This is a genomic window from Mesorhizobium sp. M2A.F.Ca.ET.043.05.1.1, from assembly GCF_003952445.1.
Classification (GTDB): Bacteria; Pseudomonadota; Alphaproteobacteria; order Rhizobiales; family Rhizobiaceae; genus Mesorhizobium.
The window spans coordinates 4,897,004-4,922,268 of sequence record NZ_CP034446.1 but is presented as its reverse complement, the minus strand read 5'-3'; the positions used below and the strand labels follow the sequence as shown (position 1 = coordinate 4,922,268).

Sequence of the window (25,265 nt, the reverse complement as noted above, 5' to 3'; positions counted from 1 at the left end):
GATCAGGTGAGCCGGACGATCTTGAAGCCCTCGACCTCCTTGACGACCGGATGGTCCTTCCAGCGCTCGACGTCATGCAGCACGACAAGCTTCGACAGGTCGCCGCCGAGCTCGTCATTCATCTTGTCGATGGTCTTCAGCTGCTCCCAGACGCTGCCCACCGCATTGTTGAGCGGGACATAGACGCCGTCGTGATTGTGCCCGGTGAACTGGCGGCGCGAATAGACGCAATCGCCGGAGATCACCCGGCGACCGGCATCGGTGTCGACGAGCACGAATTGCTGGCCGATCGTGTGGCCGCTGCCGAGCCGCGCATGGATGCCGGGCAGGATGTTGTCCTTGTCGCCGTCGATGAGCGTCACGCGATGCTCGATCGAGGCTTCGAGGGCGGTGCGCAAATTGTCGGGATCGATGATGGCGGTCAGATGCGCGAAGCGTTTCGGCAGCGCGATCGCCTCGTACCACGAAAGCAGTTCGCTCTTCTGGATGTGGATATGCGCGCGCGGGAATTCTGCGATCGAGCCCATATGGTCGAAATGCGCATGGGTGACCACGATGTCGCTGATCTGATCGGGTGCGATGTCGAGCGCCGCCAGCATCCGCACCGGCGAGATCCATGTCGGGATGCCGAACTTCTGCGAGAAGCTGTGGTCGTCCTGCATGAAGCCGGTATCGATCAGCACGTTGCGTTCGCCGTTGCGCGCGAGCACGAAGGAGAAGGGCAGGTCGACCACGCCGTCATTGTACATGCCGCTGATGAGATCAACCCAGGGCTGCTCCTTGGAGCGCGCATATTCCAGCACGAAGACTTGCCATTTCGCGGATTGTGGAACGGTCATCGGTGTCCTCCTCCAATTCAGCTTTCGGCAAGCGAGCGGCCAAGGCTGGCGAGTCCGACCGCGACGATCAGGATGGCGCCCTGGAACACGAATTGCGAGAAGGTCGGCGCGCCGAAGATGTTGAGCCCGTTGAAGCCGAGCACGATGATGAGCGTGCCGATGAGCGTGCCCAATATGTGGAATTCGCCGTCGCGCAGCGTGGCCGATCCGAGGAAGACGGCTGCGAAGGCGGTCAGGAGATAGGAATCGGCGGCATTGGTTGTGCCGCTGCCGAGCCTGGCGGCAAGCAAGGTGCCGGTGAGGGCCGCGCACATGCCGGAAAGCACGAAGCCGAGGATCTTGATGCGGTCGACATTGATGCCGGCGAGCCTCGCAGCGGCGGGATTGCCGCCGACCGCCTGGATCTCCTGGCCGATCGCCGTGCGCTCGACCAGCAACCACAGGCTGCCGAACACCAGTGCCATGAAGATGATCGGGTTGGGGATGCCGAACAGCCAGCGTCCCAGCGCCAGCTGCAGGAAGGATTCCGGTACGCCGGAGACGATCGGTACGCCGGCCGAATAGGCAAAGGAGAGGCCGACCAGCACGGTGCCGACGCCAAGCGTGGCGATCACCGAATTGACCTTGAGCTTGGTGACGATCACGCCGTTGACGACGCCGATGAGGGCCCCCAGCGCGAGCTCAATCAGAACCGCCACCGGGATCGGCAGATGGTTTGCCACGATCAGCCCCGTGACGAGCACGCCGTGCAGGCTGGCGGCATAGCCGACCGAGAGGTCGAGCTCGCCGACGATCACGGCCATGGTCAGCCCGCCGGCGATGATCATGGCGAGGGATGCCTGGCTCAGCACGTTGATGAAATTATTGTAGGTCGGAAAGGCGTGCGGCGACAGGAACGAGAAGACCAGGATCATCACGAGCAGGCCGATGATCGTGCCATAGCGCGCGAAAACACCGAGCGCGGCCCTGGTGCCGGGCGAGAGGCGTCGCGTGTAACCGGCGTCACTCATGCGGAAACCCTTTCCTCGGTTAAGGCATAGCTTGCCTCGATGATGGCGCTGCGGGTGAGGTCGGTGCCGGCGAGCTCGCGCACGATCCGTCCTTCCGCCATCACCAGGACCCGGTCGCACAGATCGGGGAGTTCGTCCGGTTCGGACGAGATGACGAGCACGGCCATGCCGTGTCCGGCGAGCTCGCGGATGAGCCGATGGATTTCCCCGCGAGCGCCAATATCGACGCCGCGCGTCGGCTCGTCGAGGATGAGCACCTTCGGCTTCGAGCGCAGCCAGCGGCCGATGACGACCTTCTGCTGGTTGCCGCCGGAAAGCCGCCCGACCGGCTGTTCCGGCGAGCCGGCCTTGATCGACAGGTCGCGGATCGTCGCCTGCGCCAGCCGCGCCCGCTTGCGCAGGCTGATGAAGGGCAGGACCGGGCTGGCGAGGAGAGGCGTGAGATTGCCGAGGCTGAGATTGAAGGCGACGGATTTGCCGAGGAGCAGCCCCTCCGTACGGCGCTCCTCCGGCACAAGGCCGAGCCCGGCGCGCACCGCGCCGGCCGGGGTGCGCGGCGCAAAAGGCCTTCCCTCTATCGTCATGCTGCCGGCGTCGGGCCGGTCGGCGCCGTAGAGCAGACGCGCAAGCTCGCTGCGCCCGGCGCCGACAAGGCCGCCGAGCCCAAGTACCTCGCCGCGGCGGAGGTCGAAGCTTGCTTCCTCCACGCGCGGCAGGCGGCGCAGGCCCCGCACTGACAGCACGATCTCACCGCCCGTCGCCTCGCGCGACTTGGGCAGCTGTTCGACTGCCCCGCCGACGATCTCCTGGACCAGCCGGCGCCGGGTCAGTCCGGAGCCGTCGAGGACCGCAACAGACCGGCCATCGCGGAAAACGGTGACCCGACTGCACAGATCGAGGATTTCGTCCAGCCGGTGCGAGACGTAGAGCACTGCCACGCCCGCCGCCGAAAGCCCCCGAATGATGGAGAAGAGCTTGCGGCATTCGCCTGCCGAGAGCGAAGCGGTCGGCTCGTCCATGACGATGAGGCGCGCCTTCCAAACCAGCGCCCGGGCAATGCTGATCAGCCAGTTCTCGGCCGTCGACAGGCTCTTGGCCGCGGCGTCGAGCGGCGCGGTTATACCGACGCGTTCGATGATCGGCGCGACGTCGCTCTGGATCGCGGACCAGTCGACCAGGCCGAGCCTCGTCTTCTTCTTGGGCAGGCCAAGCATTATGTTCTCGAGCACCGTCATATCCGGCACGAAGGCGAGCTCCTGATGGATGAAGCTCATGCCGAGCCCGCTCGCCGCGTGCGGCGACACGATCGCCACCGGCCTGCCCTCGATGGCGATTTCGCCCGTGTCCGGCTGGGTCACGCCGGCCAGGATACGGATCAATGTCGACTTGCCGGCGCCGTTGGCGCCGACCAGCCCATGCACTTCGCCGGGCAGCACGGAGAGCGCAGCGCCGCGCAGCGCCTGCGCTCCTCCGTAGGATTTGCTGATCGCATTCGCCGCCACGAACGGCACCGCCGGCGGCGCCGCCATCGGAGTCGGGACTGGGTTCATGGGTGAAGCGTTGAGGTTCCTATTTCATGGCGTCCGGATGCTTGGCGATGAAGTCGTCGATCGTGTCCTTGGTGACGAGCACCGCGGGCACCTCCACCGCCTTCGGCGTCCAGTCCGCGCCGGCCTTGCGGATCTCCGGCAGCAGTTTGATCATATTGTAGCCTTCAGTATAGCTGTCTTGCCAGGCGGTCGCGGTCATGAAGCCGTTCTTGATGTTCTCCAGCGCCTGCGCGTTGCCGTTGACGCCATAGACCTTGACGTCGTCGCGGCCCTGCGCCCTGAGCGAGCCGATGGCGCCGATCGCCGGATCGTCCCAGCAGCCCCAGATGGCGAGATTCTCCTGGCCCGCCGGGTGCGAGGCCAGCCAGGCATTGGCATATTGCGCGCCATCCTCGAAATAGCCGGGGATGCGCACCTCGTTCTTCGTGACCTTGATGTCGGGATTGGCCGCGAGCGCCTTGTCGAGCTCGACCTCGCGGTTCCGGCAGACCTCGCCGGTGTGATAGGTCAGCGCCAGGATGGAGCCCTTGCCGCCCATCGTCTTCAGCATCAGCTCATTGACCGGCACCACCATCGGCCCGCCCGAGCCATTGGTGGCGGCGACCGAGCTTCCGAGCCCGCCACCCCAGGTGACGACCGGGATATTGGCCGACTTGGCGGCCTGGAGCCCTGCCCCGATCGAGGAATAGGGAAACACCATATCGACGATTGCCGCCGAGCCGCGCTGCGCAAAATTCTGGATCGCGGCATTCGCCTGGTCGGCGCTGCCCGCCGCATCGATGACCGAAACATCCCAGCCGATCTCCTTGGCAGCGGCCTTGGCGCCGACGATATAGCGGGCGTTGTTCGCCTCCGTCGCCGAGATCGAGACGATGCCGACCAGCGGCGTGTCCGCCCGAGCGGGAAACGCTGCGGCCGCGGCCGCCAACGCAGCCCCAATGACTATCCACTTCATGATCTCCTCCCTTGACGTTGCGGCGCCTACCTCGCCGAACCGTTTCGCTAGATTATGCGGATAATAACGGCAATCAAGCAAATTTTCGGTGATTTAGCCTAGACAAAGGCCGTTCTGGCGACCAAAACTCAACTAATCGATTAGCTGAGTTCGCTATGGCCACCATCAAGGACGTCGCTCGCAAGGCAGAGGTATCGACGGCAACGGTGTCGGCGGTGATCAACGATTCCGCCTATGTGAGCCCGGAATTGCGGGCCCGCGTCCTGGCCGCCGTCCGTGACCTCAGCTATGCGCCCTCGCTCGCCGCGCGGAACCTGAAGCGCGGGCGCAGCCAGTTGATCGCCCTGGTCGTGGCCGATCTCGCCAACCCCTTCTTCTCGCGTGTCGTATGGGCGGCGGAAGCGGCGGTCGCCGCCTGGGGCTATTCGCTGCTGATCTTCAACAGCGACGAGAAGCCGGAGGTCGAGCGTCGCATCCTCGCCCGCGTGCGAACACTCTCCTGCGACGGGGTGATCCTGGTCCCGGTCGGCGACTCGACGGAGCATCTGCAGAACGATCCCGACGGCAAACCGATCCCGACCGTGCTGTTCGGCCGTACCGTCGCCGATGACAGGTCGGACACGGTGACGATCGACAACATATCGGCCGGCAGGCAGGCGACGGAATATCTGCTCGATCTCGGCCATACCCGCCTAGGCACGGTCACCGGCCCGCTGCATGTCACCACCGGGCGTGGCCGACTCGACGGGATGCTGGCGGCCATGCGGTCGCGGGGCCTGACGCTTGAATCGCGCTATATACGCTCGGGTGAGTTCCGTGAGGATGCCGCCTATTCTGTGGCGCGCAGCCTGTTGGAACAGCCGGCGCGGCCAACGGCGCTCTATGTCGCGAGCGGCCTGATGGCGCTCGGCGTGATGCGGGCAGTCGCGGATCTCGGCCTGCGCTGTCCGGGCGACATCTCCATCGCTTCCACCGATACCATCCCTGGCATCGGAGGCTTGCGTCCGCGCTTGACGCGCACCGAGCATCCGCTTGTCGACATGACCAACGAGGCGGTCCGGCTTCTCGTCGATCAGATCAGGCGTGGCGGTCCTGCCGAACCGCGCAACGTCGTCTTCCAGCCTTCACTGGTGGTCGGCGACAGCTGCGCGCCGGTCGTGGCGCAACCCGTGGCGTCGCCGCCCAGCTCCGCCCCAATGACCCCTGCACCTTGATCAGGATCGAGGCTTGCGTTTTCGGGCGGCGCCCATCCCTCGTCTCGACAGCGGAAAGTTCGCAAGGGCCTCAGCCCGCCTGCGGGGCCGTTCGGGCCTGCACGGGCAGGCGGCGTTCGAACCCCCACAAAAGGGCAGGGCAGGCTAGAGCAATTCTAGGAAAAGTGTGAGCGGTTTTCCGTCCGGAATTGCGTCAAAGAGGTAGTGCGTTTCACCGTTTCCGTGAAACGGTGAAACGCACCAGACTCTTTTACGTTTTGACGGAAGCGCACCCGGGCGTTTGCGAAGTAGTTGTTGCATTCGGCTGCCTCGATGGTTTCGACGAGGTGGCCGATGTGGCGCCGGGTGTCCTCGACATAAGCGCGGAAGCATTGACGGCTGATCGGTCCGTCAAAGATGCAAGGCGCCGCGAGCCGATCACAACGCAGCGCGCCGAGGAAGATCAGCGTGCCAGACCGCGCAGCTGCTGCTGCACCAGTGTTCAACTCTCAAGAGGATAGAACCACGCTGGCGACGACGGCCAACAGATTGGCGCGAACCAGGGTTGACATAGCTCTCGGTGCGCATCCGCGGCGCCATTGCTTCACGCCAGGGGCAAGAACTGCCACGCGCCGGCTAAGCCATCGGGTTCTCCGACAGGCCGCCGGATCAGTTGTGCTTCAAAAACTCCTGCACGGCGCTGATTGTCGGTCCGGGAGCCTCTTCCATCAGCCAGTGCCCGGACTCGGGGATGACGACTTCGGTCACATTGGTGGCGGCGTTGCGCATCACGACCGCCTCCGCCTCGCCGAAGGATTTCGCGCCGCCGATGGCAAGCACGGGCATCGGCAATTTCCTGGCCAAGGCGGCCTGGTTGTCGACGGCGTCTTTACGGATCGATCGGAACTGGGCGAAGGCGGCGCGCATGGCGCCGGGCCTTGCATAGAGCTTCGCGTAGTGCCGGCGGGTTGCCTCGTCGAATTTCGCCGGCGTGCCTGCGAACTCGTTCCAGAACCTGTCGAGATAGATGCGTTCGCGGCCGCGCACGAGGCGCTCCATGTCGGGACCGCCGAAGTCGAAATGCCACAGCCTCGGATCCCGCACGATATCGTTCCAGGGCGGAATGCCGGGCACCGGCGCATCCATCACGACGAGCTTCTCCGTCTTTTCAGGATAGCGTGCCGCGTAGGCGTAAGCGACCATCGTGCCGATGTCGTGCCCGATGATATCGGCGTTCCCGATGCCCAGATGATCGAGCACGGCTCGGATGTCGGCGGCCTGGTTCCATTTCTCGTAGCCGCTCTCCGGGATCGAGGAAAGTCCCATGCCGCGCAGATCGGGAACGACGACGGTATGATCCTTGGAGAGATCGAGAGCCAGCGGCTTCCACATGTCGCCGGTGTCGCCAAATCCGTGTATCAGCACCACCGCCGGCCCCGATCCGCCGATGCGCGCATAGATTTTGGCGCCGTTGGCGGCGACCATTTCAGTGTGGAAACCCGGAAAGGTGCCGCCTTCCGCGTGAGCAGTCATCGGCGCTGATATCGCCAGCAACAACGATAGCGCTATCATCACCTTGCCGAGCATTTTTCCCCTCACCATCTCAATCCCTAGGTGCCGAAATGTAGAACGATCATTCTATATTTAGCAAGCACTATTATGAAGACGCTGAGTCGGAGAGTTGACATGGGAGCAGGAAGACCACGCGAGTTCGACATCGACCAGGCGCTCGACCGTGCGGTGCAGCTCTTCTGGCGCCATGGCTACGAGGGGACTTCAATTGCAGACCTCACCGAAGCGCTGGGCATCACCCGCGCCAGCCTCTACGCCGCCTTCGGCAGCAAGGAGGCCTTGTTCCAGCGCGTCATGGATCGCTATGAGAGCCGGGCCGGTTCCTACAGACGCGCCGCGCAGCAGGCCGCGGCGCTTGAGGACGCAATTAGGCTCCTGATGACCGGGCCTGTCGAGCTGCACGGAGACAGCCGCAATCCGCAAGGTTGTCTGGGTGTCCAAGGAGCGCTGTCAGTCAGCCCGATATCGCAGGCGGTCAGAGGCGACCTGTCCGCCCGCCGCCGCCGCGGGGAGGCAGGCATATTAAAACGACTGCAGCGCGCACAGGCTGAGGGCGAGTTGCAGGCCAGCGCGCAACCCGCGGATCTCGCCCGGTACCTTTCCGCGCTGATATACGGAATGGCGATATTGTCGGCTGATGGAGCGAACAAAAAGGAATTGGAAGCGGTCGCGGATATCGCCCTTCGGGGCTGGCCGAACGTTCGTTAGGCGATGGCGATTGTATGAACCCGCAGCGGCATAGGGACACTTGCCGCGACGCACGGCCTGCGGATACCTCTCCCGCCCAGACTGCATTCCAGCCGCTCGAGTCTGTCCGGTGACAGGCGGAAATGTCCGTTGACATATATGCAAATTAGATATATGTAATTTGCATATTACGGATCAGGGCATATGATGAACGAGACCGATTTCCTCAAGGACTACGACCCGAGCGCCTTCCAGCGGCCGTCGGTGGCGGTCGACCTTGTGCTGCTCGGTATCCGCGCCGGGCGGCCGGCCGTGCTGCTGGTCAAGCGCGACCAGCTTCCGCATGCGGGGCGCTGGGCGCTGCCGGGCGGCTTTGTCGGCATCGACGAATCCCTCGACGCGGCCGCCGCGCGCGTGCTGCGCGAAAAGGCCGGCATGGGCGAGGCGCATCTCGAGCAGCTCTACACGTTCGGCGCGGTGGAACGCGATCCGCGCATGCGCATTATCAGCGTCGCCTATCTGGCGCTGCTCACCGAGCAGGCATTCGATGCGGCGCTCGGCGCGAAGCCGGCGCTGCTGCCGGCCGCGATCCATGTGGCCTGGGCCGGAGAGACCGGCGGACCGGTCGATGTGCTCGCGCCGGAAGGCGAAAAACTGACGCTCGCTTTCGACCATGCCGATATCCTGGCAATGGCGATACTCAGGCTGCGCGGCAAGCTCGACTATTCCGACGTCGCCTTCGCGCTGCTGCCCGAATTCTTCACGTTGCGGCAGCTGCAGGACGTGCACGAGGCGATCCTGGGCACGTCGCTCAACAAGCCGGCCTTCCGCCGCCGCCAACTCGACAAGGGCTGGCTGGCGGCGACCGGCGCCTATGAATCGGGCGCTGCTTTCCGCCCGGCCGAACTCTATCGTTTCCAACGTCTCATGGCTGATTGAAGGAGAGACCATCATGGCCACCATCCGCAGTTTAGGCTTTGTCGCCCAGCTTCGCAGCGAGGCAAGCAGCCACGTCATCCGCTACCGCAACGGCCGCGAAATGCAGAGCGGCCGCGGCCTGGTCTTCTGGTTCGTGCCCGAGACCGCCAGCATCGCCGAGCTGCCGATGGACGACCGCGAGATGACGCTCTTCGTCAAGGGCCGCAGCCAGGATTTCCAGACCGTCGCCGTGCAGGGCACGATCGGCTGGCATGTGGTCGATCCGGCGCGGCTCGCCGAACGCGTCGACTTCAGCATCGATCTCAGGACCGGCAAGCTGCGCGGCGAACCGATCGAGAAGATCCAGGCCCGCATTGCCGGCATCGCCAACCAGGCGGTGCAGCAATATCTCGGCCAAGCGCCGGTGCGCGCGCTGCTCGATGCCGGCCCGGCGCCGTTGCGCGAACGGCTGCAGGCGCTGGTCGCCGCCGATCCGGCGCTGACCGACATCGGCGTCGCCGCCGTCGCCGTGCGTCTCACCAACCTGACGCCGACCAGCGAACTCGAGCGGGCGCTGCAGACGCCGACCTTCGAGGCGCTGCAGCAGAAGGCCGACGAGGCGACCTTCCAGCGCCGGGCGCTTGCCGTGGAGAAGGAGCGTGCCATCGCCGAGAACGAGCTGGCGAACAAGACCGAGCTGGCGCGGCGCGAGAAGCTGCTGATCGCCGAGGAGGCCGAGAACGCCCGCAACCGCGCGACCGGCGCGGCCGAGGCGCAGCAGATCGAAGCCGGCGCCGAGGCCGAGCGCATCCGCGCCATCGAGGGCGCCAAGGCGGAAGCCGAACGGCAGCATATCGCCATCTACCGCGACCTGCCGCCCGCGATCCTGCTCGGCCTTGCCGCCCAGCAGCTCGCCGGCAAGCTGGACAAGATCGAGCATGTCAACGTCACGCCCGACCTGCTCGCCACCGTGCTCGGCGAGTTTCGCAAGGTCCCGGCGGTGATCGAAGGCCGGTAAGGAGCGAGCCATGGCCGCGAACCGTCCCCGCGCGGTCTTCGTGACGCGCGAGACCGACTACGAGCTGCTGATCACGCATCACGCGACGCGTGGCCAGGCTCGTTTCTTTCTCGAGACGCGCGGCCAGCGGCTGGAAGACGTCGAGGCCCGGCACGATCGCTTCCACGCGGTGCTCGGCACGGCGCGTGCCTCGGTGCCGGCCGACTGGCGCCAGACCCTGGTGAGTCGTGCCGACCTCAACCGCTTCCTGTTCGCGCCCGACGACGTCATTGTCGCCGTCGGGCAGGACGGGCTGGTCGCCAATGTCGCCAAATATCTCAACGGCCAGCCGGTGCTGGGCGTCAATCCGGCACCTGATCTCTATGACGGCGTGCTGGTGCGCATTGGCGCCGGCAGGCTGGCTAGGTTGCTTGTCGCCAGCGCCGCCGGCGATGTCGACATGGAGTCGCGCACCATGGTCCAGGCCGAGCTCGGCGAAGGCGAGACGCTGCTTGCGCTCAACGAGATTTTCGTCGGCCATCGCAGCCACCAGTCGGCCCGCTACCGGATCGAGGCGGAAGGCGAGGCGGAGGACCATTCCTCCAGCGGCCTCATCGTCGCCTCAGGCACCGGCGCGACCGGCTGGGCGCGATCGATCATGGAAGCGACGCATCTGGAGCTGTCGCTCGGCCGCGAGGAACATGCGGTCGGCTTCTGGGTGCGCGAGCCCTTTCCAAGCATCGCCACCGCCACGAAATTGCGGGCGGGAAAGGTCACCGAGAAACCGCTCTTCATCACCTCGCGCATGAACGAGGGCGGCGTGATCTTCGCCGACGGCATCGAGCAGGATTTCATCGCCTTCGACTGGGGCAGGCAGGTGCGGCTGTCGCCGGCATCAAGGGTGCTGCGGCTGGTGGTCGACCGGTAGGACCGAGTTGGCCGCAAACTGCGGCAGTCAGCCCTTGACGGCGCCGGTTTTCCCAGCTTTCCCGTTCGCGCCGTCGAGCAGGGCGATCAATCCCTTGAGGATCTCGATCGGCGGCGGCGGGCATCCGGGAATGTGCAGGTCGACCGGCACCACGTCCGACACGCCGCCGACGACGGCGTAGCTGCCGGCGAAGCAGCCGCCGTCCTTCGCGCAGTCGCCTAATGCAACCACCCATTTCGGGTTGGGCGTCGCCTCAAAGGTCCGCTTCAACGCCTCGCGCATGTTCTTGGTCACCGGACCGGTGACCATCAGCACGTCGGCATGTCGCGGCGAGGCGACGAAGCGGAAGCCGAAGCGCTCGATGTCGTAGAAGGCGTTGTTGAGCGCGTGCATCTCGAGCTCGCAGCCATTGCAGGAGCCGGCGTCGACCGCGCGGATCGAAAGGCTCCGACCGAGTTTCCTGCGCGCCATGCCGTCAAGCGCGCGCGCCAGCTCGTCGACGGCAGCATTGCTGACTTGCGGCGCGCGTTCCGTCAGGGGCGGGCGGATCAGGCTTTCGAAGAGCAGTTTTCGCATGGTTCTACAGGTCGTGGCCGGAATAAGAGCAGTTGAACGATTTGTTGCAGAGCGGGAAATCGGCGACGATGTTCCCCTCGATCGCAGCTTCCAAGAGCGGCCACTGGAACCATGACGGGTCGCGCAGGTGGCAGCGCTCGATCAGGCCGTCCTCGCCGATGCGCAGCCAGACCAGTATGTCGCCGCGAAAACCCTCGACCAGCGCCATGCCCTCGCGCGGCTCTTGCGGTGCAGCGATATCGACGCTGATTGGCCCGGCGGGCAGCCGCCCGAGAATCTGCACCACCAGCGACAGGCTTTGCTCGACCTCCCGCACGCGGATCCAGACGCGCGCGTTGACGTCGCCCTCCTGCAGCACCGGCACATCGAAGGCGAGCTCGTCATAGGGCGCGTAACCCGGCATGCGGCGCGCGTCGAAATCGCGGCCCGAGGCGCGCCCGACATAGCCGCCGGCGGCATATTGCCGGGCAAGCTCGCCCTTGAGCCGGCCGGTCGCCACGGTGCGGTCCTGCAGCGAGGCGGTGTTGTCGTAGAGCTCGACCAGATGCGGGAAGCGCCGCCTGATCTCCGCGACCAGCGACCGGATGGCGCCGATCCCCGCCTCGTTCAGGTCGCATGCCGTGCCGCCGGGCAGGATGCGGTCGCGCATCAGGCGATGGCCGAAGGCCGCGTCGGCGGCGCGCAGCACGCGTTCGCGCAACACGCCGCAATGCGCGTGCATGATCGCGAAGGCGGCGTCGTTGCAGATGGCGCCGATGTCGCCAAGGTGGTTGGCGAGGCGCTCCAGCTCGGCCATCAGCACCCGCAGCCACATCGCGCGCGCCGGCGGCGCGATGCCGAGCGCCGCCTCCACCGCGCGGGCGAAGGCCAGCGAATAGGCGACGGTGCTGTCGCCTGAAGTCCGGCCCGCGAGTTTCGCGGCACGATCGATCGATGCGCCCTGCATCAACCCTTCGATGCCCTTGTGCACATAGCCCAGCCGCTCCTCCAGCCGCACCACGGTTTCGCCGCCTGCCGTGAAGCGGAAATGCCCCGGCTCGATGATGCCGGCATGCACCGGCCCGACGGGAATCTGGTGGAGGCTCTCGCCCTCGGCCGCCAGGAACCGGTAGGACGACGCGGCCGCCGGCCGGCCGGGCCGCGCCGCCAGCGGGTGGCTGATGCCCCACTGGCCATGGTCGAGCCAGCGGCGGGTATCGGGCAGGCCTTGCGGCGCCAGCCCGAAAAGATCCGCCGCGGCGCGTTCCAGCCGGAGCGCCGGTGGATGGAGCTGGCCGACCGACGGATAACGGCCGCCACGGCAATCCAGGCTGATCACGCCGATGGTCTGCGTCTCGTCGAGCAGCGCCATGTGCACCTTGTCAGGTTCCCCCCACAGGCCGAGCAGGCTCCAGCGTCCGGCGCCGAGCTGCTCGACGGCGAGGTTCCAGGTCTTCGGTGCGACGACGGCGCGCCGCCAGGGCGCGTGATGTTCGACCTGGCGGTCGGCCTCGATGAGATCGGCGAGTGCGGGTATGTTTTTCCGGATCATGCGCCTACCCCAGGATACCGGCGACATGTTGGAACCACGCCACCAGCGGCGCCGGCAGATAGATGCCGGCGGCAAACACCAAAGCGAGGTGCGAATACATCGGCACGTAGGACGCCTCGACCGGCGCCATGCCGCCGCGCGGCTCGCCGAAGGCGACGCCGGTCAGCCGCAGCAGCAGCGCCCCGAAGGCGATGAGCAGCCCAAACACCAACGGGATCGCCAGCCACGGATGCCTGGCGAAGGCCGAGCTGACGACCAGGAATTCGCTCATGAAGATGCCGAGCGGCGGCAGGCCGGCGATGGCTACGACGCCGATCACCAGCGCCCAGCCAAGTCCGGGATGGCTTTCGGTCAGCCCCCTGATCTCGGAGATCTTCTGCGTGCCCTTGACCTGCGCGATATGGCCGACGGCGAAGAAGATCGCCGATTTGGTCAGGCTGTGCATGACCATGTGCAGCAGGCCGGCGAAATTGGCGAGCGGGCCACCCATGCCGAAGGCAAAGACGATAATGCCCATATGCTCGATCGAGGAATAGGCGAACAGGCGTTTGATGTCGCGGCGGCGGTAGAGCATGAAGGCCGCGAAGATCAGCGAGGTCAGTCCCATCGTGACCATTAGCGGTCCTGGGCCGATCGCCTGTGGGCTCGCCGCGAGCAACAGCTTGAAGCGCAGCACGGCATAGAGCGCGACGTTGAGCAGCAGGCCCGACAGCACCGCCGAGATCGGCGTCGGGCCCTCCGCATGGGCGTCGGGCAGCCAGGCATGCAAGGGGGCAAGGCCGACCTTGGTGCCGTAGCCGAGCAGCAGGAAGATGAAGGCGACGCTGAGCAGCGCGGGATCGAAATGCGCCGCCTTCTCGATCTGCACCGACCAGACCATGGCGTTGGTGCCTTCGCCGACGACCGGCTGAGCGGCCATGTAGACGAGGATCGTTCCGAACAGCGCGAGCGCGATGCCGACGCTGCCGAGGATGAAATATTTCCACGCCGCTTCCAGCGCCTCATGGGTGCGATAGATGCCGACCATCAGCACGGTGGTCAGCGTGGCGAGCTCCACCGCGACCCACATCAGGCCGATATTGTTCGACACGAAGGCCAGGTTCATGCCGAACATCATGATCTGGTACATCGCGTGGTAGAAGCGCAGGTTCGGCGCGGTCAGCCGGCCGGTTTCCAGCTCATGCGCGATGTAGGACGCGCTGAACACGCTGGTGGTGAAGCCGACGAATGTGTTGAGCACGATGAAGACGATGTTGAGGTCGTCGACCAGCAGATATTGTCCCGGCGCCGGCCGGTCCGTGACGAACAGCGACAGCGCCGCGAGCAAGGTGAGCAGGCTGGCAATGACATTGACGGTCGCCGTCATGCGGTAGTTCGGCATCGCCGCCAGGATGGCCGCGGCGCCCGCCGGGATGAAAAGGATCGCGGCCACGGCGTCGAAGGAAATCCCGCTCACCGGCGTTCTCCCCGGTAGTCGTCGAGCGCGCCGATATCGACCGAATCGAACCGTTCGCGGATGCGGAACAGGAAGACGCCGATGACGATGAAGGCGATCAGGATCGAGAAGGCGACGCTGATCTCGACGACCAGCGGCATGCCCTTGGCGCCGGTGGCGGCCAGCACCAAGCCGTTCTCCAGCGACATGAAGCCGACGACCTGGCTGACGGCGTTGCGCCTGGTCACCATCACCAGCAGCCCCAGCAGGATGATCGACAGCGCGAAGGCGAGATCCTCGCGGGCGAGCGGGTCGGCCTCGGGCGTCACCCTGAGCATCAGCACCATGGAGAGCGTCACCAGCCCGATGCCGGCAAGCATGGTCGGGCCGATGCCGACCGCGGTCTCGATGTCGCGGTGGATGCCGAGCCGCTGGATGATGCGATGCAGCCCGACCGGAATGACGATCGCCTTGAAGACCAGGGCGATTGCCGCCGTGATGTAGAGATGATGCGCGTCCTGAATATAGGCCTGCCAGGCCACCGAAAGCGCCAGCACGACGGCATGCAGCGCAAAGACGTTGATCAGCGCGAACAGCCGGTCCTGGTAGAGCATCATGAAGGAGATCAGCACCAGGCTGCCGGCGAGCAGATGGGCGATGTCGAAGGTGAGACCGTTCATCACAGGCTCCGCGAGACGAACAGCAACAGCGTGCCGAGCAGCGCCAGCATCAGCGCGGCGCCCAGGAAGTCCGGGACGCGGAAGACACGCATCTTGGCGACCGCCGTCTCGAACACGGCAAGCAGGATGGCAAGCACCGTGAGCTTGCAGAGATAGGTGACGGCGCCGATGGCCAGCGATTTCGGCCCGGTCCCCCCGCTGTCCAGCCCCCAGGGCAGGAAGACGCAGGCGATCAGCGACATGTAGAGCAGCAGCTTGAGGAAGGTGGCGAGCTCGATCATCGCCAGATGGCGGCCGGAATATTCCAGGATCATCGCCTCATGCACCATGGTGAGCTCCAGATGCGTGGCCGGATTGTCGACCGGTATGCGGGCATTCTCGGCGATCGCCACCATCACGAGCGCGATCAGCGACATGCCGAGCGACACCCGCAACCCGACTTGCGGAGAGCCCATGAAGGCGGCGACCGTCGAGAGCTGCGTGGCGCCGGCCAGCAGCGCCAGGCTGAACACGGTGAGCAGCATCGCCGGTTCGGCCAGCGACGCGATCATCACCTCGCGGCTGGCGCCGAGGCCGCCGAAGCTGGTGCCGACATCCATTCCCGCCAGCGCCTGGAAGAAGCGCGCGCTGCCGAGCAGCGCCACGATGACGATGAGGTCGGCGGTCCAGCTGAATTCGAGGCCGGTGGCGAAAGTCGGAACGAGCGCGGCCGCCACCCAGGTGGCGGCGAAGATCAGATAGGGCGTCACCCGGAACAGCCAGGACGCATTGTCCGCCAGCACGACCTCCTTGCGCATCAGCCTGACGAGGTCGCGATAGGGCTGGATCAGCGAAGGCCCCTGCCGCCTGACGAGCCTTGCCTTCACCTTGCGAACGAAGCCGATCAGCAGCGGCGCAAGCAAAAGCACGACCAGCATCTGCGCGCCCTGGACGGCCAGCTGCGAGATCATGGCCATAGCGCGAGCACCAGAAGCAGGATGACGAGGTAGAGGAAGACCAGCGTCAGGTAGCGGCGGATGGTCAGGAACTGCAGGTGGTTCAGCCGCTCGGTGGCGAAATCGATCGCGCCGGTGATCGGCTGGTAGAAGATCTCCCAGGCCACATCGTGCATCTCCACCTTGAGTCGCGCCGGTTCCAGCGCGCCCGGCGCCGGCATGTCCACCGTCTCGCGCGAGCGGAACGCGAAGCCTCCGAAGACGCGGCGGATGGGCTGCGCGAAGCTGACGGCCGTGTATTGCGCGGCCGGCACCGCGTCCGGGAAGCCGCATCCCCATGCGATGCCCCGGCGCAGCGCATGCGAGGCGAAGCGGTGGATGAAGAAGGCCGCGAGCGACGCCGAGATGGTGATGAAGACGAACACCAGCAGGCCGTTATAGGAGCTGCGGCTCTCGGCGATCGGCACGATCGACAGCCAGGGCTGCGCCATCTGAACCGGCATGCGCTCGCCGACGAGCGGAAGCGTCACCGTCGACAGGCTGTCGATGACGAAGCCTGGCAGGATGCCGGCGAGCAGGCACAAGGCCGCAAGCACGGCCATCGCCGCCAGCGACCACCGATCGACTTCGTGCGCGCGTTCCACCGCCGCCGACCGCGCCCGGCCAAGGAAGGTGATGCCGAATGCCTTGACGAAGCAGGCCGCGGCAAGTGCGGCCGACAGCGCCAGCATGCCGCCGACCGCGGGCACGATGACCTTCAGCCCCCATTGCGGCAGCTCGGGGCTGCGCAATATGGCCTGGAAGGCCAGCCATTCGGAGGCAAAGCCGTTGAAGGGCGGCAGCGCCGAGATCGAGACGCAGCCGATGAGGAAGACAAAGCTGGTCACCGGCAGGCGATGGATGAGGCCGCCCAGCTTCTCCATGTCGCGTTCGCCGGTTGCTGTCAGCACCGCGCCGGCGCCGAAGAACAGCAGGCTCTTGAAGAAGGAATGGTTCAGCACGTGGAAGAGCGCCGCGGTGAAGGCCAGCGCGGCCGCCGACGGCATGCCGTTCGCCTTGAAGGCCAGCGCAAGGCCGAGGCTGGCGAAGATGACGCCGATATTCTCGACGGTGGAGTAGGCGAGCAGCCGCTTCAGGTCCTTTTCCATCAGCGCGTGCAGGATGCCCAGCACCGCCGTCACGCCGCCGATGAGAAGCACCGCCACGCCGGACCACCATGCCGGCTCGCCAAGCAGGTCGAACACCACGCGGACGAAGCCATAGATGGCGACCTTCGTCATGATGCCGCTCATCAGCGCCGAGACGTGGCTGGGTGCCGCCGGATGGGCAAGCGGCAGCCAGGCATGCAGCGGCACGAGGCCGGCCTTGGAGCCGGCGCCGAGCAGCATGAGAACCAGCACCGCGCCGGCGGCGAACGAGCCGGGATGCGCCGTCCGCATCGCGTCGAACGCATAGGTTCCCGCCGGCCCGGCCAACAGGCCGAAGGCAAGCAGCAGCGCCATCGTGCCGAAGCTTGCCATCACCAGGTAGATGTAGCCGGCCCGCCGGTTGGCCTCGTCGCGGTGATGCGCCATGACCAGCGCCCAGGAGGCGAGCGACATGAATTCCCAGGACAACAGGAAGCTGAAGGCGTCGTTCGCCAGCACCACGAGGTTCATGCCGGCGAGGAAGGCGGGATAGAATGGCAGCACCCGATGCGGCTGGGATTCATGCCGGCCGTAGCCGAGGCCGTAGAGGCTGGTGATCGTGCCGCCCAAATTGACGACGACGAGAAAGAACGCCGACAGGCCGTCGAGGCGGAACCGGGCGCCGGTCCAGGGCAGGCCGAGCGGCAAGGTGGCGGAGGCTTCGCCGGGGTTGCCGGCGAGCTGGCCGGCAGCAGTCGCGAGCAGCACGGCTGAAATGACAAGCGTCGCGCCATAGACCAGTCGCGTCGCGGCGGCGAGCCGGCTGGCGGCCGCGGCCATTATGGCCGTTGCCAGAAACCCGGCAGGACCGCACAGCAGAAGGGCGACGGTCGAATTCACGGCTGGCTCCCGCCCGATTCGACCCGGCCGCCATCGGGTTCGGGCGCCTTGGCGGGATCGAAACCGCTCTTCAGACGCACCCCGCGCCCGCCGCCTGGGCTCGCCGCGCCTTCCCCGATCAGTTCGATGCCGGAGATCTCGAGCGCCGCGATCAGCTTCATCAGCGAATCGACATTGCCTCGGATGATCGAGCCGCTGGCTTCCATGCGCTGGATCGTCGGCACCGACAGGCCGGACAATTCGGCAAGCCGGCGTTGATCGATGCCGAGCAGCGATCTTGCGGCGCGCAATTGCGGTGCGGTTATCACCGAGGGCTCACTCGTTCACATCTGAGATATGAGGTATCGGTGCTATAGCCTATATTAAAATGTACCATAGTCAAGGATTGATGTTTAAAACATCTATGCTGATGGCGCGACAGTGTGGGCCGACGGCGCGGCAGCCCCTGGCCAGATACGGCACCCGATCTATGCAGCCGGAGTCAGAGTGTGCCGGGATACGGAAGGGCTTCTCAGCGCTCCACGGCTGCGTAAGCCAGCGCCAGGATGCATGGGGAGGTGACAAAACGGACGGCCAGGCGACGGCCCGGCGAAGTGACCGCCTCGCCTTTTTTGAAATCGATGGCGATGTCCTCGAAACCCAGCACGCGACCGTCGAGCGGGAACGATGCCTTGTAGGCGGCTTCCTTGACCGCGAACAGGATGCGGCCGCCTAGCTTCGGATCGAGATCGCCCAGGCGATCGTCCTGTGCGGCAACCATGGCCCTGAGGTCGTCGGGCAATGGCAAGGCGGGCTCGATGTCGACGCCGACGCTTCGCAGCGCGCCGGATCGCGCGACGACTGCCACGGCCATCGTGTCGTCATGCGCGATCGAGCCGACAATGCCGGCCGGCCAGATCGGGCTTCCCGATCGGCCGCGTAATATCGTGGGGTCCACGCATCCCAGACGCCGCAGCAATTCATGCGCGATGTGGCGGCCTGTCCCGGTAGCGGCGCGCGCGCCGGGTTCGCGCGTCGCCATGGAAGCACTTTCCGCAGGCAGGATATATTGTTCGTCGCCGGCGAGGATATGACGGCAACCGGCGCTCAGGCCGGGCGGCGCGAGGCCGGCCAATGCCTGCTTGACGGTGTGCTGGATGCTTGCCGAGATGCGTTGCGGCCGGGTGTCCAACGCTCTATCCGCCCAGTTCGAGCACGGCGATCATCTCGTCGTCTTCGTCCAGTCCTTGCTCGACGAAACCGAAGCCGGCGTATAGCCGGCGCGCCGCCTCGTTCTCCGGTTCATAGCAGATCGCAACGCGGCGGATGTGGCCGAGCTTCGCAATCTCTTCCAGCGCCTTGCCGACAGCGGCGCGGCCAAGGCCCCTGCCTTGCTCCCGGCGGTCGACCATGAAGCGATAGATGATCGCTTCGTCATCGTCCTTTGGCGCGCTGTACATGAGGAATCCGACCACGCGCCCGGCGCAGACCACGGCGCGGGCGATCGCCTCGTCATCCTGCTCGGCCTCCGCCAGCGATTCGGCGTTGGAGGCGACGTACTCCTGCTGCTCCGGCAACGGTTCGAGCGCCAGTATCGCCGCCCGGTTGCCCTTGCTGACAGGCTCCAGGGCAACCGGCCGGTCGATGGTGCCGGCGCGGCGCGTCACGCGGCGTGCCCGATTTCCATCGCGCGGGCGTCGATCGGCGTCACCACGCCATAGAGCTTCGCCGGGTTGCCGCGCCAGACCGTGTTCGGCTCCAGCACCTCGCCCTTCATGACGAAGCAGTCGACGTCGGCCACCGATCCCTCGCCCATCGTCACCGCGTAATGAACGAAAGCGGACGGCGCCAGCGTGCAGCCATTGCCGATGCGGATGTAGTCGGACTTGAACGCGCCTTCCTCCAGTGAGTGCGGCTGGATCACGCAGCCTTCGTTGAGCGTCACGTCGTCGCCGATCTCCACCAGCGACCGCTCCGTGATGATGCAGCCGCCGTCATAGAGGCGCAGCCCCACCTTCACGCCCAGCATGCGCAGGATCAGGGGCCGGAACGGGGTGCCGGTGAACAGGCCCATGATCGGTGAATCGGACAGCTTCCAGTGACGTTCGTGCCGCCAGAAAACCGGGTCGTAGATCGTCGCCATCCTGGGCTTCAGGCGGCGGAAGCCGAGGCTGGCGCGCTCGAGGAAGATATAGAACGGGATGCCGATCGCCGTGGTCAGCATCACCGCCACGAACAGTGCCGTCTGCCCCCACTCGGTATAGTAGTTGAGCGCGCGGTCCCAGATTGCGAGCGTCAGGAACAGGATCAGCCACTGCGCGGCCACGAACATCAGCGCGGTGATCAAATTGTGAAGGTTCTTCAGGGGCAGGCGGCGACTGCGTTCCTTGTCGGAGATCAATCCGAGAAGCTCCTTGTCGCGATTGACCATGCGCGGAATTTCGAAGGGTGGCGAGCCCAGGAGCCCGACATTCTCGCGCACGGGGCCGTCCACCGGCACGTGAACCTTGGTCCCGAGCAGGCAATTGTCGCCGACGCGGGAATCCGGTGAATAGATGATGTTGTTGCCGAAGAAGTTGCGTTCGCCAACCCGCGTATGCTCGAGCCGGAAGGAGTTGGCCGACTTCTGCATGTTGACCATGAACAGACCGTCCGACACCATCGTGTGCGAGCCGATCTCGCTCAGCTGCGGGTTTTCATGCCGCTGGTTGGTACCGAAATTCGATCCGGTCTGATCCACCTTGTTCAGCTTCCAGCCGATGGCGCGCAGATAATGGACGACGGCGGAACTGTCGCCGAACAGCACGTTCAGCAGCCGCACATTGCTGACCAGCTCCAGCATCGTTTGCAGCCAGTAATGGAAGCCGTAGAGCGAATAGTTTCGGCCGGGCTTCAGCACGAGGTTGAACAGCCGCGGCACGATGGCCGCCAGCAGCACCCCGCCGATGATGAAGCCCGCCACCGTGACCGTGGTGCCGATCGCCACGACGCCGATGGTTTCATCATAGTCGTCGCCGACATTTTCCCAGTAGCTGTGGAACAGAAGCGGGAACGGTGTGACGATGGCAAAAAGGATGAAGAGCTGGATCGCCTCGTAGATGACGCGGCGCACCCGCGACAACGGGACGTTGGGCACGTTGCAGTAATCCGCCTCGGTCGGGATCGCAGGCGAACCGTGCCAGTGCTCTCCGGCCGGAATGGTCTGTCCGCGATGCAGCGACGAAGCGTGGCCGAGCTGGGTGCCGTCGCCCATGCGCGTGTCGATGTCGAGCGTCGATCCGACGCCGACGAAGGCGTTGTTGCCGATATTGACCGGCCCGGTATGGATATAGCCCGCCTGCGCGCGGAACCCAAGGATCGTCGAGTCCTTGCGCAGGATCGAGTTGTCGCCAATGGCGATCAGATCGGTGCAGACCGGAACGGCCCTGCACTCGACGACGGTGCGGTTGCCGAGCCGCGCGCCGAGCAGGCGCAGATAGAGGCTATAGAGCGGACTGCCGCGGAACAGCACGACCGGAGCGCTGCGGACCAGAGTCTTGACGATCCAGAATCGATAGTAACGCCAACCCCAGATCGGAAAGGTCTCGGCCTTCCAGCGGCCGACCAGCAGCCATTTGGCGGCCACGGCGAAGCCGCTCAATCCAAAGAACACGCAGGCGGACAGAAGAACGCAACGCAGATAGAGAGACACCGGGTCGTCCAGGGCGTCATAGACCCAATTGAGGCCGTCATTGATCGTCCACAACGCCGCATAGCTGTAGACCGCGTAGAACAATAGCTGGCCGAGTCCCGTCGCCCAGATGGCAAGATTGGAGGCCCTGTGCGTCAGCATCGGCTCGCGCGCGGCAACCGCGGCCGTCTGGGGTTCCCGCAGATGCTCGGCAAGCTTCGCCACCGTCGGGTGGAGGTAGATGTCGCGCATCGAAGTCGTCGACCAGGCCTTGCGCGAGCGGATGCGCGCGCAGAACCGCGCCATCAACAGCGAGTTCGCGCCGAGGTCGTCGAAGAAGTGGTCTTCGATGGAGATGTCCTCGAATTTCAGCACGTCCGCCAGCGTCTCCACGAGGAACTTTTCGTCCTCGTTGCGCGGGTCGATCATCGCATGGCCGGCGGCGACACGCGCGCTCGTCGGCTTTGGCAACTTCCTCAGGTCGACCTTGTTGGAAACGGTCATCGGGATCGCGGGCAACTGCTCGAGATAGGCCGGAACCATGTAATCGGGCAGCCGTCGCTTCAGCTCCTGCACGAGAGCGGTGCGGTCCACACCGTCGCCGCCGCTTTTGGGAGCGAAATAGCCGACCAGCTCGGTGCGCTCGGGCTCGATCTCCCAGGTCGTGACCGCCGCCTGCGCGATGCCCGGCTGATCCAAAAGCACGGCCTCGATCTCGCCCAGCTCGATGCGATAGCCGCGGATCTTGACCTGCGTGTCGATGCGTCCGTGGTATTCGATCTCGCCCTTGTCGTTGATCCGGCCAAGGTCTCCCGTCCGATAGATGCGGCCGCCTGGGTTGTTCGGCAGGCCGATGAAATCATGGATGAACTTCTCATCGTTGAGTTCCGGCCGGTTGAGATAGCCGACCGCGACGCCCATGCCGCCGATGCAGATCTCGCCCAACGCGTCGCCGCTCAGCACCTGTGGCTTTTTCGGATCGAGGATGGCGATCGAATAGGTGGGCAGCGGCCTGCCGATCGTCACCGGTTCGTCCCGCGTCAGCAAGGCCATGGTGGCGGTGACGGTCGCCTCCGTTGGGCCGTAGGTGTTCAGGATCTGGCGGCCGGGCTTCGCCCACCGCACCACGAGCTTGTGAGAGCAGGCCTCGCCGCCGACAAGGATCGCGCGCAGGCTTGGCGCATCGCTCTCGATCGACGACAGCAGCGTCGGGCTGCAGGCCATGCAGGTGATGTTGTGCTCGCGCAGGAAACTGGCCAGCTCCTCGCCCACCAACGGCTGCTGGCCGGGCGCCGGCACGACGGTCGCGCCGGCGGCGAACGGCACCCAGATCTCCTCCGAGGAGAAATCGAAGGCAATGGTCATGCCTTGATAGACGCGGTCGCCCGGCTGGTAGCCGTAGGACGCCGCCGCGACGCGGATGAAATTGCAAAAACTCTGATGGGTGATGACCACGCCCTTGGGCTTGCCTGTGGTGCCCGACGTGTAGAGGATGTAGCAGGTCTGATCCTGGACGCCGTCCGGCAGGGGCGCCGTTTCCGGCTGGAGCGCGATTTCGGACTCCGCCAAATCGATCGAGATATGCGGAACGGGCAGGCGCGCCACGCGCGCGGCATAACCGGAAACGCTGATCACCATCGTGACGTTGGCGTCCTCGATGATCATCACCATGCGGTCTTCGGGAAACGCGGTGGCCAAGGGCACGAATGCCGCCCCGGCCTTCATCACGGCAAGCACCGCGATGTAGGTTTCGGCGGAGCGGTCGAGCAAAAGGCCGATCCTGTCGCCTGGCTTGACGCCGCGCTCGATCAACAGATGGGCGAACTGGTTGGCGCGGCTGTTCAGTTCGCGATACGACCAGGGCCGACCGCCGGAGACGACCGCCGGTGCGGCGTCGAAGCGGCCCGCCAGATCGGCGAAGAACCGGTCGAGCCGCTCATGCGGCTCGCCTTTCTGGATGAAATCGGGGCCGATCAGGATCTGCTCGCGCGGCGGCGCCGCGGTCGCTGCTTTGGCCTTGCGGGAATTCTGCTTGGCGGGCTTGGTGGCTTCGGTAAGAGACATCAGAGAACCTCGCGGGCTCCTGTCCGCCCGCATTACGTGATTGGTGAAATGACAAAAAAACTAACGTCGGGCGTCCAGGCCTTCTTTCGCGGACGGTGAAATGCCGTGGCGCGTATGGGGCCGGGGACTGGCCGACTTCGAGCAGGCCTATGCTGCTGCGCTGATGGCCGATCCGTGACAATCGCGCGACTTCACGATGATTTGATGAAGGGGCGCCTCACGCGACGATCAAACCGCGACGGGACGGACGTGGGCATTCTCGAGGCAGTAGGGTGCATGGCGGAAATCCCGGATGCGCACAACCTCTTCGCCGCGCCAATGGACCAGCACGAAGCCGCGCACGGCATCGTCCGCCTGCGGGTTGCGGATGAGGATCGCCGGCAGGTCATCGACGAAGCCGAGCGACAATGCCCAGTCGCCGAGGCGGTCGTAATTGCCGAAATAGGTCGAGGCTTCCTTCTTGCCGTTGAGGCTGGTGCGGTTGACGACGTCGACCTGGACGTCCTCGGCGATCAGCGCCCTGACCCCGTCGAAATCGCGCGCGTTGAAGAGCTCGATGTAGCGGCGCAGCCGGCGCTCTTCTTCCGGTTCGAGTTTCGGCATCGCGACATCGGCCGGCGCCGAAGCCAGCGCCTTCAACTCCGCCCGGCCGCGATGCAGCGCCGCCTTGGTGGCGGCAAGTGTCGCGCCCGTCACCTCGCAGGTCTCATGCAAGGTGAGGCCAAGCACGTCGACCAGGATCACGGCGCTGCGCTGCGCCAGCGTAAGCTGCATGAAGCTGCGCAGGCTTGCCGCCGCCGCGAGCCTCGCCTCGGCATTGGCCGAGAGATCCTCGATCGTCGTCATGTCGGCCTCGGTGACGCGGGAGCGCTCCCGCTGGCGGCGGCGCAGATGATCCTGCGCCGCATTGTGAGCGATGCGGAACAGCCACTGCTCGGGGCGTTCGACGAGAGCACCGCCATCATGGGCGGCGAGCGCCTTGACCACCGCCTCCTGCACGATGTCCTCGCCCTCGATGGCGGAGCCCGCCATGCGCGCGACATAGCGGTGCAGTTTCGGGCGCAGGCCGACGAGCATGGCTTCAAGTTCCGCGCGGCCGAGCCCTGCCAAGCTCATCGTCCTCTTTCTCGCCTCGCCAATGCCAAGGTCAGGCGGGCACGGCTTCGTCGGCCCCGGCCAGCATACGATAGTTGCCGACGATCTTCGCCGGCGACCTCACAAGCGGCGTCGAACGCCGGCCGGCATGATCGGCGCTGAATGCCTTGAACGCGTCGAGCTCGGTCAGCGCCGAGCTGTCTTTTTCAAAACCGACGATGTGCATGAATTCGCCGTTGTCGAGTTCGAGCACGAGATAGCGCACGGTTTGCGGTTTTGTTTCATCCAGCGCCTCGAACACCTTTGTCACCAGCGTCCGGTTCTCGACGATTCCGGCGTCCTTCACGCCGTAGCGGATGAGGTTGTAGTTCATGGTCGTCTCCTGTTTGACGTGTCTGCGTGAGGAAGACGTTTCGTACGGCCGAAAAGATTCTCAACGGCTCGCGAATCTTTTAATTTAGCCCGCAGCGAAGGCGAAGGCCGTCGAGATTGTCACCGAGCCGCAGGAAACGCCTTGGCAGCCGGGCGAACCGTCGCAGAATTTCTCGACAGCGAAGGCAATCGCATGGTGTTGGTCAGCCGGTGGGCGGGCGGCATGCCCGCGTCGTCGGATTTGGGTCAATC

The 25,265-nt window shown here is 65.4% G+C and carries 22 protein-coding genes and 1 pseudogene; 5 read left to right on the top strand and 18 right to left on the bottom strand.

Annotation, left to right across the window (positions count from 1 at the left end):
* Positions 1 to 2: 2 nt before the first annotated feature.
* The 4 genes from EJ069_RS23755 to EJ069_RS23740 are packed head-to-tail and all read right to left on the bottom strand — an operon-like array spanning position 3 to position 4,354.
* Positions 3 to 839 carry an N-acyl homoserine lactonase family protein gene (locus EJ069_RS23755; protein ID WP_126063378.1) on the bottom strand — a complete coding sequence of 279 codons (837 nt, stop codon included), beginning with the start codon at positions 837 to 839 and terminating at the stop codon, positions 3 to 5.
* Positions 840 to 856: 17 nt separating this feature from the next.
* Positions 857 to 1,849, bottom strand: a complete 993-nt coding sequence (locus tag EJ069_RS23750; protein WP_126063377.1) for an ABC transporter permease — start codon at positions 1,847 to 1,849, stop codon at positions 857 to 859.
* Positions 1,846 to 3,399, bottom strand: a complete 1,554-nt coding sequence (locus EJ069_RS23745) for a sugar ABC transporter ATP-binding protein (protein ID WP_126063376.1) — start codon at positions 3,397 to 3,399, stop codon at positions 1,846 to 1,848. Before EJ069_RS23745 ends, EJ069_RS23750 begins: the two co-directional genes overlap by 4 nt.
* Before the next feature lie 19 nt (positions 3,400 to 3,418).
* Entirely contained in the window at positions 3,419 to 4,354 is a 936-nt protein-coding gene (locus tag EJ069_RS23740; protein WP_126063375.1) for a sugar ABC transporter substrate-binding protein, read from the bottom strand.
* A 155-nt stretch (positions 4,355 to 4,509) separates the two neighbouring features.
* Between EJ069_RS23740 and EJ069_RS23735 the strand changes: the two genes are divergently transcribed.
* Positions 4,510 to 5,568: a LacI family DNA-binding transcriptional regulator gene (locus EJ069_RS23735; protein ID WP_126063374.1), complete on the top strand. Its 1,059-nt coding sequence runs from the start codon at positions 4,510 to 4,512 to the stop codon at positions 5,566 to 5,568.
* Positions 5,569 to 5,818: 250 nt separating this feature from the next.
* Here EJ069_RS23735 and EJ069_RS23730 read toward each other — a convergent pair.
* Together EJ069_RS23730 and EJ069_RS23725 are read right to left on the bottom strand one after the other, a co-directional pair.
* A pseudogene (locus EJ069_RS23730) lies at positions 5,819 to 6,017 on the bottom strand (hypothetical protein); the annotation flags it as partial.
* 199 nt (positions 6,018 to 6,216) lie between these two features.
* Complete coding sequence (locus EJ069_RS23725) at positions 6,217 to 7,080, bottom strand: alpha/beta hydrolase (protein ID WP_348639338.1); 864 nt, start codon at positions 7,078 to 7,080, stop codon at positions 6,217 to 6,219.
* A gap of 153 nt (positions 7,081 to 7,233) precedes the next feature.
* On the opposite strand from EJ069_RS23725, the gene EJ069_RS23720 reads away from it, so the two are divergent.
* The 4 genes from EJ069_RS23720 (at position 7,234) to EJ069_RS23705 (ending at position 10,649) form a co-directional block, all read left to right on the top strand.
* Positions 7,234 to 7,827 (top strand): TetR/AcrR family transcriptional regulator, encoded by a 594-nt coding sequence (locus tag EJ069_RS23720; RefSeq protein ID WP_126063373.1) that lies wholly within the window; start codon positions 7,234 to 7,236, stop codon positions 7,825 to 7,827.
* Positions 7,828 to 8,013: 186 nt separating this feature from the next.
* Positions 8,014 to 8,745 (top strand): NUDIX domain-containing protein, encoded by a 732-nt coding sequence (locus EJ069_RS23715; RefSeq protein WP_126064859.1) that lies wholly within the window; start codon positions 8,014 to 8,016, stop codon positions 8,743 to 8,745.
* A gap of 13 nt (positions 8,746 to 8,758) precedes the next feature.
* The gene (locus EJ069_RS23710) at positions 8,759 to 9,742 is read left to right on the top strand and encodes an SPFH domain-containing protein (protein ID WP_126063372.1); all 984 of its coding nucleotides are present in this window, start codon (positions 8,759 to 8,761) and stop codon (positions 9,740 to 9,742) included.
* A 10-nt stretch (positions 9,743 to 9,752) separates the two neighbouring features.
* The gene (locus EJ069_RS23705) at positions 9,753 to 10,649 is read left to right on the top strand and encodes an NAD(+)/NADH kinase (protein WP_126063371.1); all 897 of its coding nucleotides are present in this window, start codon (positions 9,753 to 9,755) and stop codon (positions 10,647 to 10,649) included.
* A gap of 27 nt (positions 10,650 to 10,676) precedes the next feature.
* Here EJ069_RS23705 and EJ069_RS23700 read toward each other — a convergent pair whose 3' ends face one another.
* From EJ069_RS23700 to EJ069_RS23645, 12 genes are all read right to left on the bottom strand, one after another.
* Positions 10,677 to 11,225 (bottom strand): NADH-quinone oxidoreductase subunit B family protein, encoded by a 549-nt coding sequence (locus tag EJ069_RS23700; protein ID WP_126063370.1) that lies wholly within the window; start codon positions 11,223 to 11,225, stop codon positions 10,677 to 10,679.
* Between the two features lie 4 nt (positions 11,226 to 11,229).
* On the bottom strand, positions 11,230 to 12,741 hold the full coding sequence (locus EJ069_RS23695) for an NADH-quinone oxidoreductase subunit C (RefSeq protein WP_126064858.1): 1,512 nt from the start codon (positions 12,739 to 12,741) through the stop codon (positions 11,230 to 11,232).
* A 19-nt stretch (positions 12,742 to 12,760) separates the two neighbouring features.
* A complete protein-coding gene (locus tag EJ069_RS23690; RefSeq protein ID WP_126063369.1) occupies positions 12,761 to 14,212 on the bottom strand; it encodes a hydrogenase 4 subunit F in 1,452 nt (483 codons plus the stop codon).
* Entirely contained in the window at positions 14,209 to 14,871 is a 663-nt protein-coding gene (locus EJ069_RS23685) for a hydrogenase-4 component E (protein WP_095819077.1), read from the bottom strand. The genes EJ069_RS23690 and EJ069_RS23685 overlap by 4 nt, the downstream gene beginning before the upstream one ends.
* Complete coding sequence (locus EJ069_RS23680; protein WP_126063368.1) at positions 14,871 to 15,827, bottom strand: NADH-quinone oxidoreductase subunit H; 957 nt, start codon at positions 15,825 to 15,827, stop codon at positions 14,871 to 14,873. Before EJ069_RS23680 ends, EJ069_RS23685 begins: the two co-directional genes overlap by 1 nt.
* Positions 15,818 to 17,833: a hydrogenase 4 subunit B gene (gene hyfB, locus EJ069_RS23675; RefSeq protein ID WP_126063367.1), complete on the bottom strand. Its 2,016-nt coding sequence runs from the start codon at positions 17,831 to 17,833 to the stop codon at positions 15,818 to 15,820. The genes EJ069_RS23680 and hyfB overlap by 10 nt, the downstream gene beginning before the upstream one ends.
* Complete coding sequence (locus EJ069_RS23670; RefSeq protein ID WP_126063366.1) at positions 17,830 to 18,141, bottom strand: helix-turn-helix transcriptional regulator; 312 nt, start codon at positions 18,139 to 18,141, stop codon at positions 17,830 to 17,832. Before EJ069_RS23670 ends, hyfB begins: the two co-directional genes overlap by 4 nt.
* A 203-nt stretch (positions 18,142 to 18,344) precedes the next feature.
* A complete protein-coding gene (locus EJ069_RS23665) occupies positions 18,345 to 19,004 on the bottom strand; it encodes a 4'-phosphopantetheinyl transferase superfamily protein (RefSeq protein ID WP_245456259.1) in 660 nt (219 codons plus the stop codon).
* A 4-nt stretch (positions 19,005 to 19,008) separates the two neighbouring features.
* Positions 19,009 to 19,479: a GNAT family N-acetyltransferase gene (locus tag EJ069_RS23660; RefSeq protein ID WP_126063365.1), complete on the bottom strand. Its 471-nt coding sequence runs from the start codon at positions 19,477 to 19,479 to the stop codon at positions 19,009 to 19,011.
* Complete coding sequence (locus EJ069_RS23655) at positions 19,476 to 23,546, bottom strand: Pls/PosA family non-ribosomal peptide synthetase (protein WP_245456257.1); 4,071 nt, start codon at positions 23,544 to 23,546, stop codon at positions 19,476 to 19,478. Before EJ069_RS23655 ends, EJ069_RS23660 begins: the two co-directional genes overlap by 4 nt.
* Before the next feature lie 228 nt (positions 23,547 to 23,774).
* Positions 23,775 to 24,662: an RNA polymerase sigma factor gene (locus tag EJ069_RS23650; RefSeq protein WP_126063363.1), complete on the bottom strand. Its 888-nt coding sequence runs from the start codon at positions 24,660 to 24,662 to the stop codon at positions 23,775 to 23,777.
* 31 nt (positions 24,663 to 24,693) lie between these two features.
* Positions 24,694 to 25,014 carry a hypothetical protein gene (locus EJ069_RS23645; protein ID WP_245456255.1) on the bottom strand — a complete coding sequence of 107 codons (321 nt, stop codon included), beginning with the start codon at positions 25,012 to 25,014 and terminating at the stop codon, positions 24,694 to 24,696.
* Positions 25,015 to 25,265 lie beyond the last annotated feature (251 nt).

Excerpts from the sequence above, each read along its gene's own strand:
- EJ069_RS23755 (WP_126063378.1), bottom strand. The coding sequence starts at position 839 with ATGACCGTTCCACAATCCGCGAAATGGCAAGTCTTCGTGCTGGAATAT.
- EJ069_RS23750 (WP_126063377.1), bottom strand. The coding sequence starts at position 1,849 with ATGAGTGACGCCGGTTACACGCGACGCCTCTCGCCCGGCACCAGGGCC.
- EJ069_RS23745 (WP_126063376.1), bottom strand. The coding sequence starts at position 3,399 with ATGAACCCAGTCCCGACTCCGATGGCGGCGCCGCCGGCGGTGCCGTTC.
- EJ069_RS23740 (WP_126063375.1), bottom strand. The coding sequence starts at position 4,354 with ATGAAGTGGATAGTCATTGGGGCTGCGTTGGCGGCCGCGGCCGCAGCG.
- EJ069_RS23735 (WP_126063374.1), top strand. The coding sequence starts at position 4,510 with ATGGCCACCATCAAGGACGTCGCTCGCAAGGCAGAGGTATCGACGGCA.
- EJ069_RS23725 (WP_348639338.1), bottom strand. The coding sequence starts at position 7,080 with ATGACTGCTCACGCGGAAGGCGGCACCTTTCCGGGTTTCCACACTGAA.
- EJ069_RS23720 (WP_126063373.1), top strand. The coding sequence starts at position 7,234 with ATGGGAGCAGGAAGACCACGCGAGTTCGACATCGACCAGGCGCTCGAC.
- EJ069_RS23715 (WP_126064859.1), top strand. The coding sequence starts at position 8,014 with ATGAACGAGACCGATTTCCTCAAGGACTACGACCCGAGCGCCTTCCAG.
- EJ069_RS23710 (WP_126063372.1), top strand. The coding sequence starts at position 8,759 with ATGGCCACCATCCGCAGTTTAGGCTTTGTCGCCCAGCTTCGCAGCGAG.
- EJ069_RS23705 (WP_126063371.1), top strand. The coding sequence starts at position 9,753 with ATGGCCGCGAACCGTCCCCGCGCGGTCTTCGTGACGCGCGAGACCGAC.
- EJ069_RS23700 (WP_126063370.1), bottom strand. The coding sequence starts at position 11,225 with ATGCGAAAACTGCTCTTCGAAAGCCTGATCCGCCCGCCCCTGACGGAA.
- EJ069_RS23685 (WP_095819077.1), bottom strand. The coding sequence starts at position 14,871 with ATGAACGGTCTCACCTTCGACATCGCCCATCTGCTCGCCGGCAGCCTG.
- EJ069_RS23680 (WP_126063368.1), bottom strand. The coding sequence starts at position 15,827 with ATGGCCATGATCTCGCAGCTGGCCGTCCAGGGCGCGCAGATGCTGGTC.
- EJ069_RS23655 (WP_245456257.1), bottom strand. The coding sequence starts at position 23,546 with ATGTCTCTTACCGAAGCCACCAAGCCCGCCAAGCAGAATTCCCGCAAG.
- EJ069_RS23650 (WP_126063363.1), bottom strand. The coding sequence starts at position 24,662 with ATGAGCTTGGCAGGGCTCGGCCGCGCGGAACTTGAAGCCATGCTCGTC.
- EJ069_RS23645 (WP_245456255.1), bottom strand. The coding sequence starts at position 25,014 with ATGAACTACAACCTCATCCGCTACGGCGTGAAGGACGCCGGAATCGTC.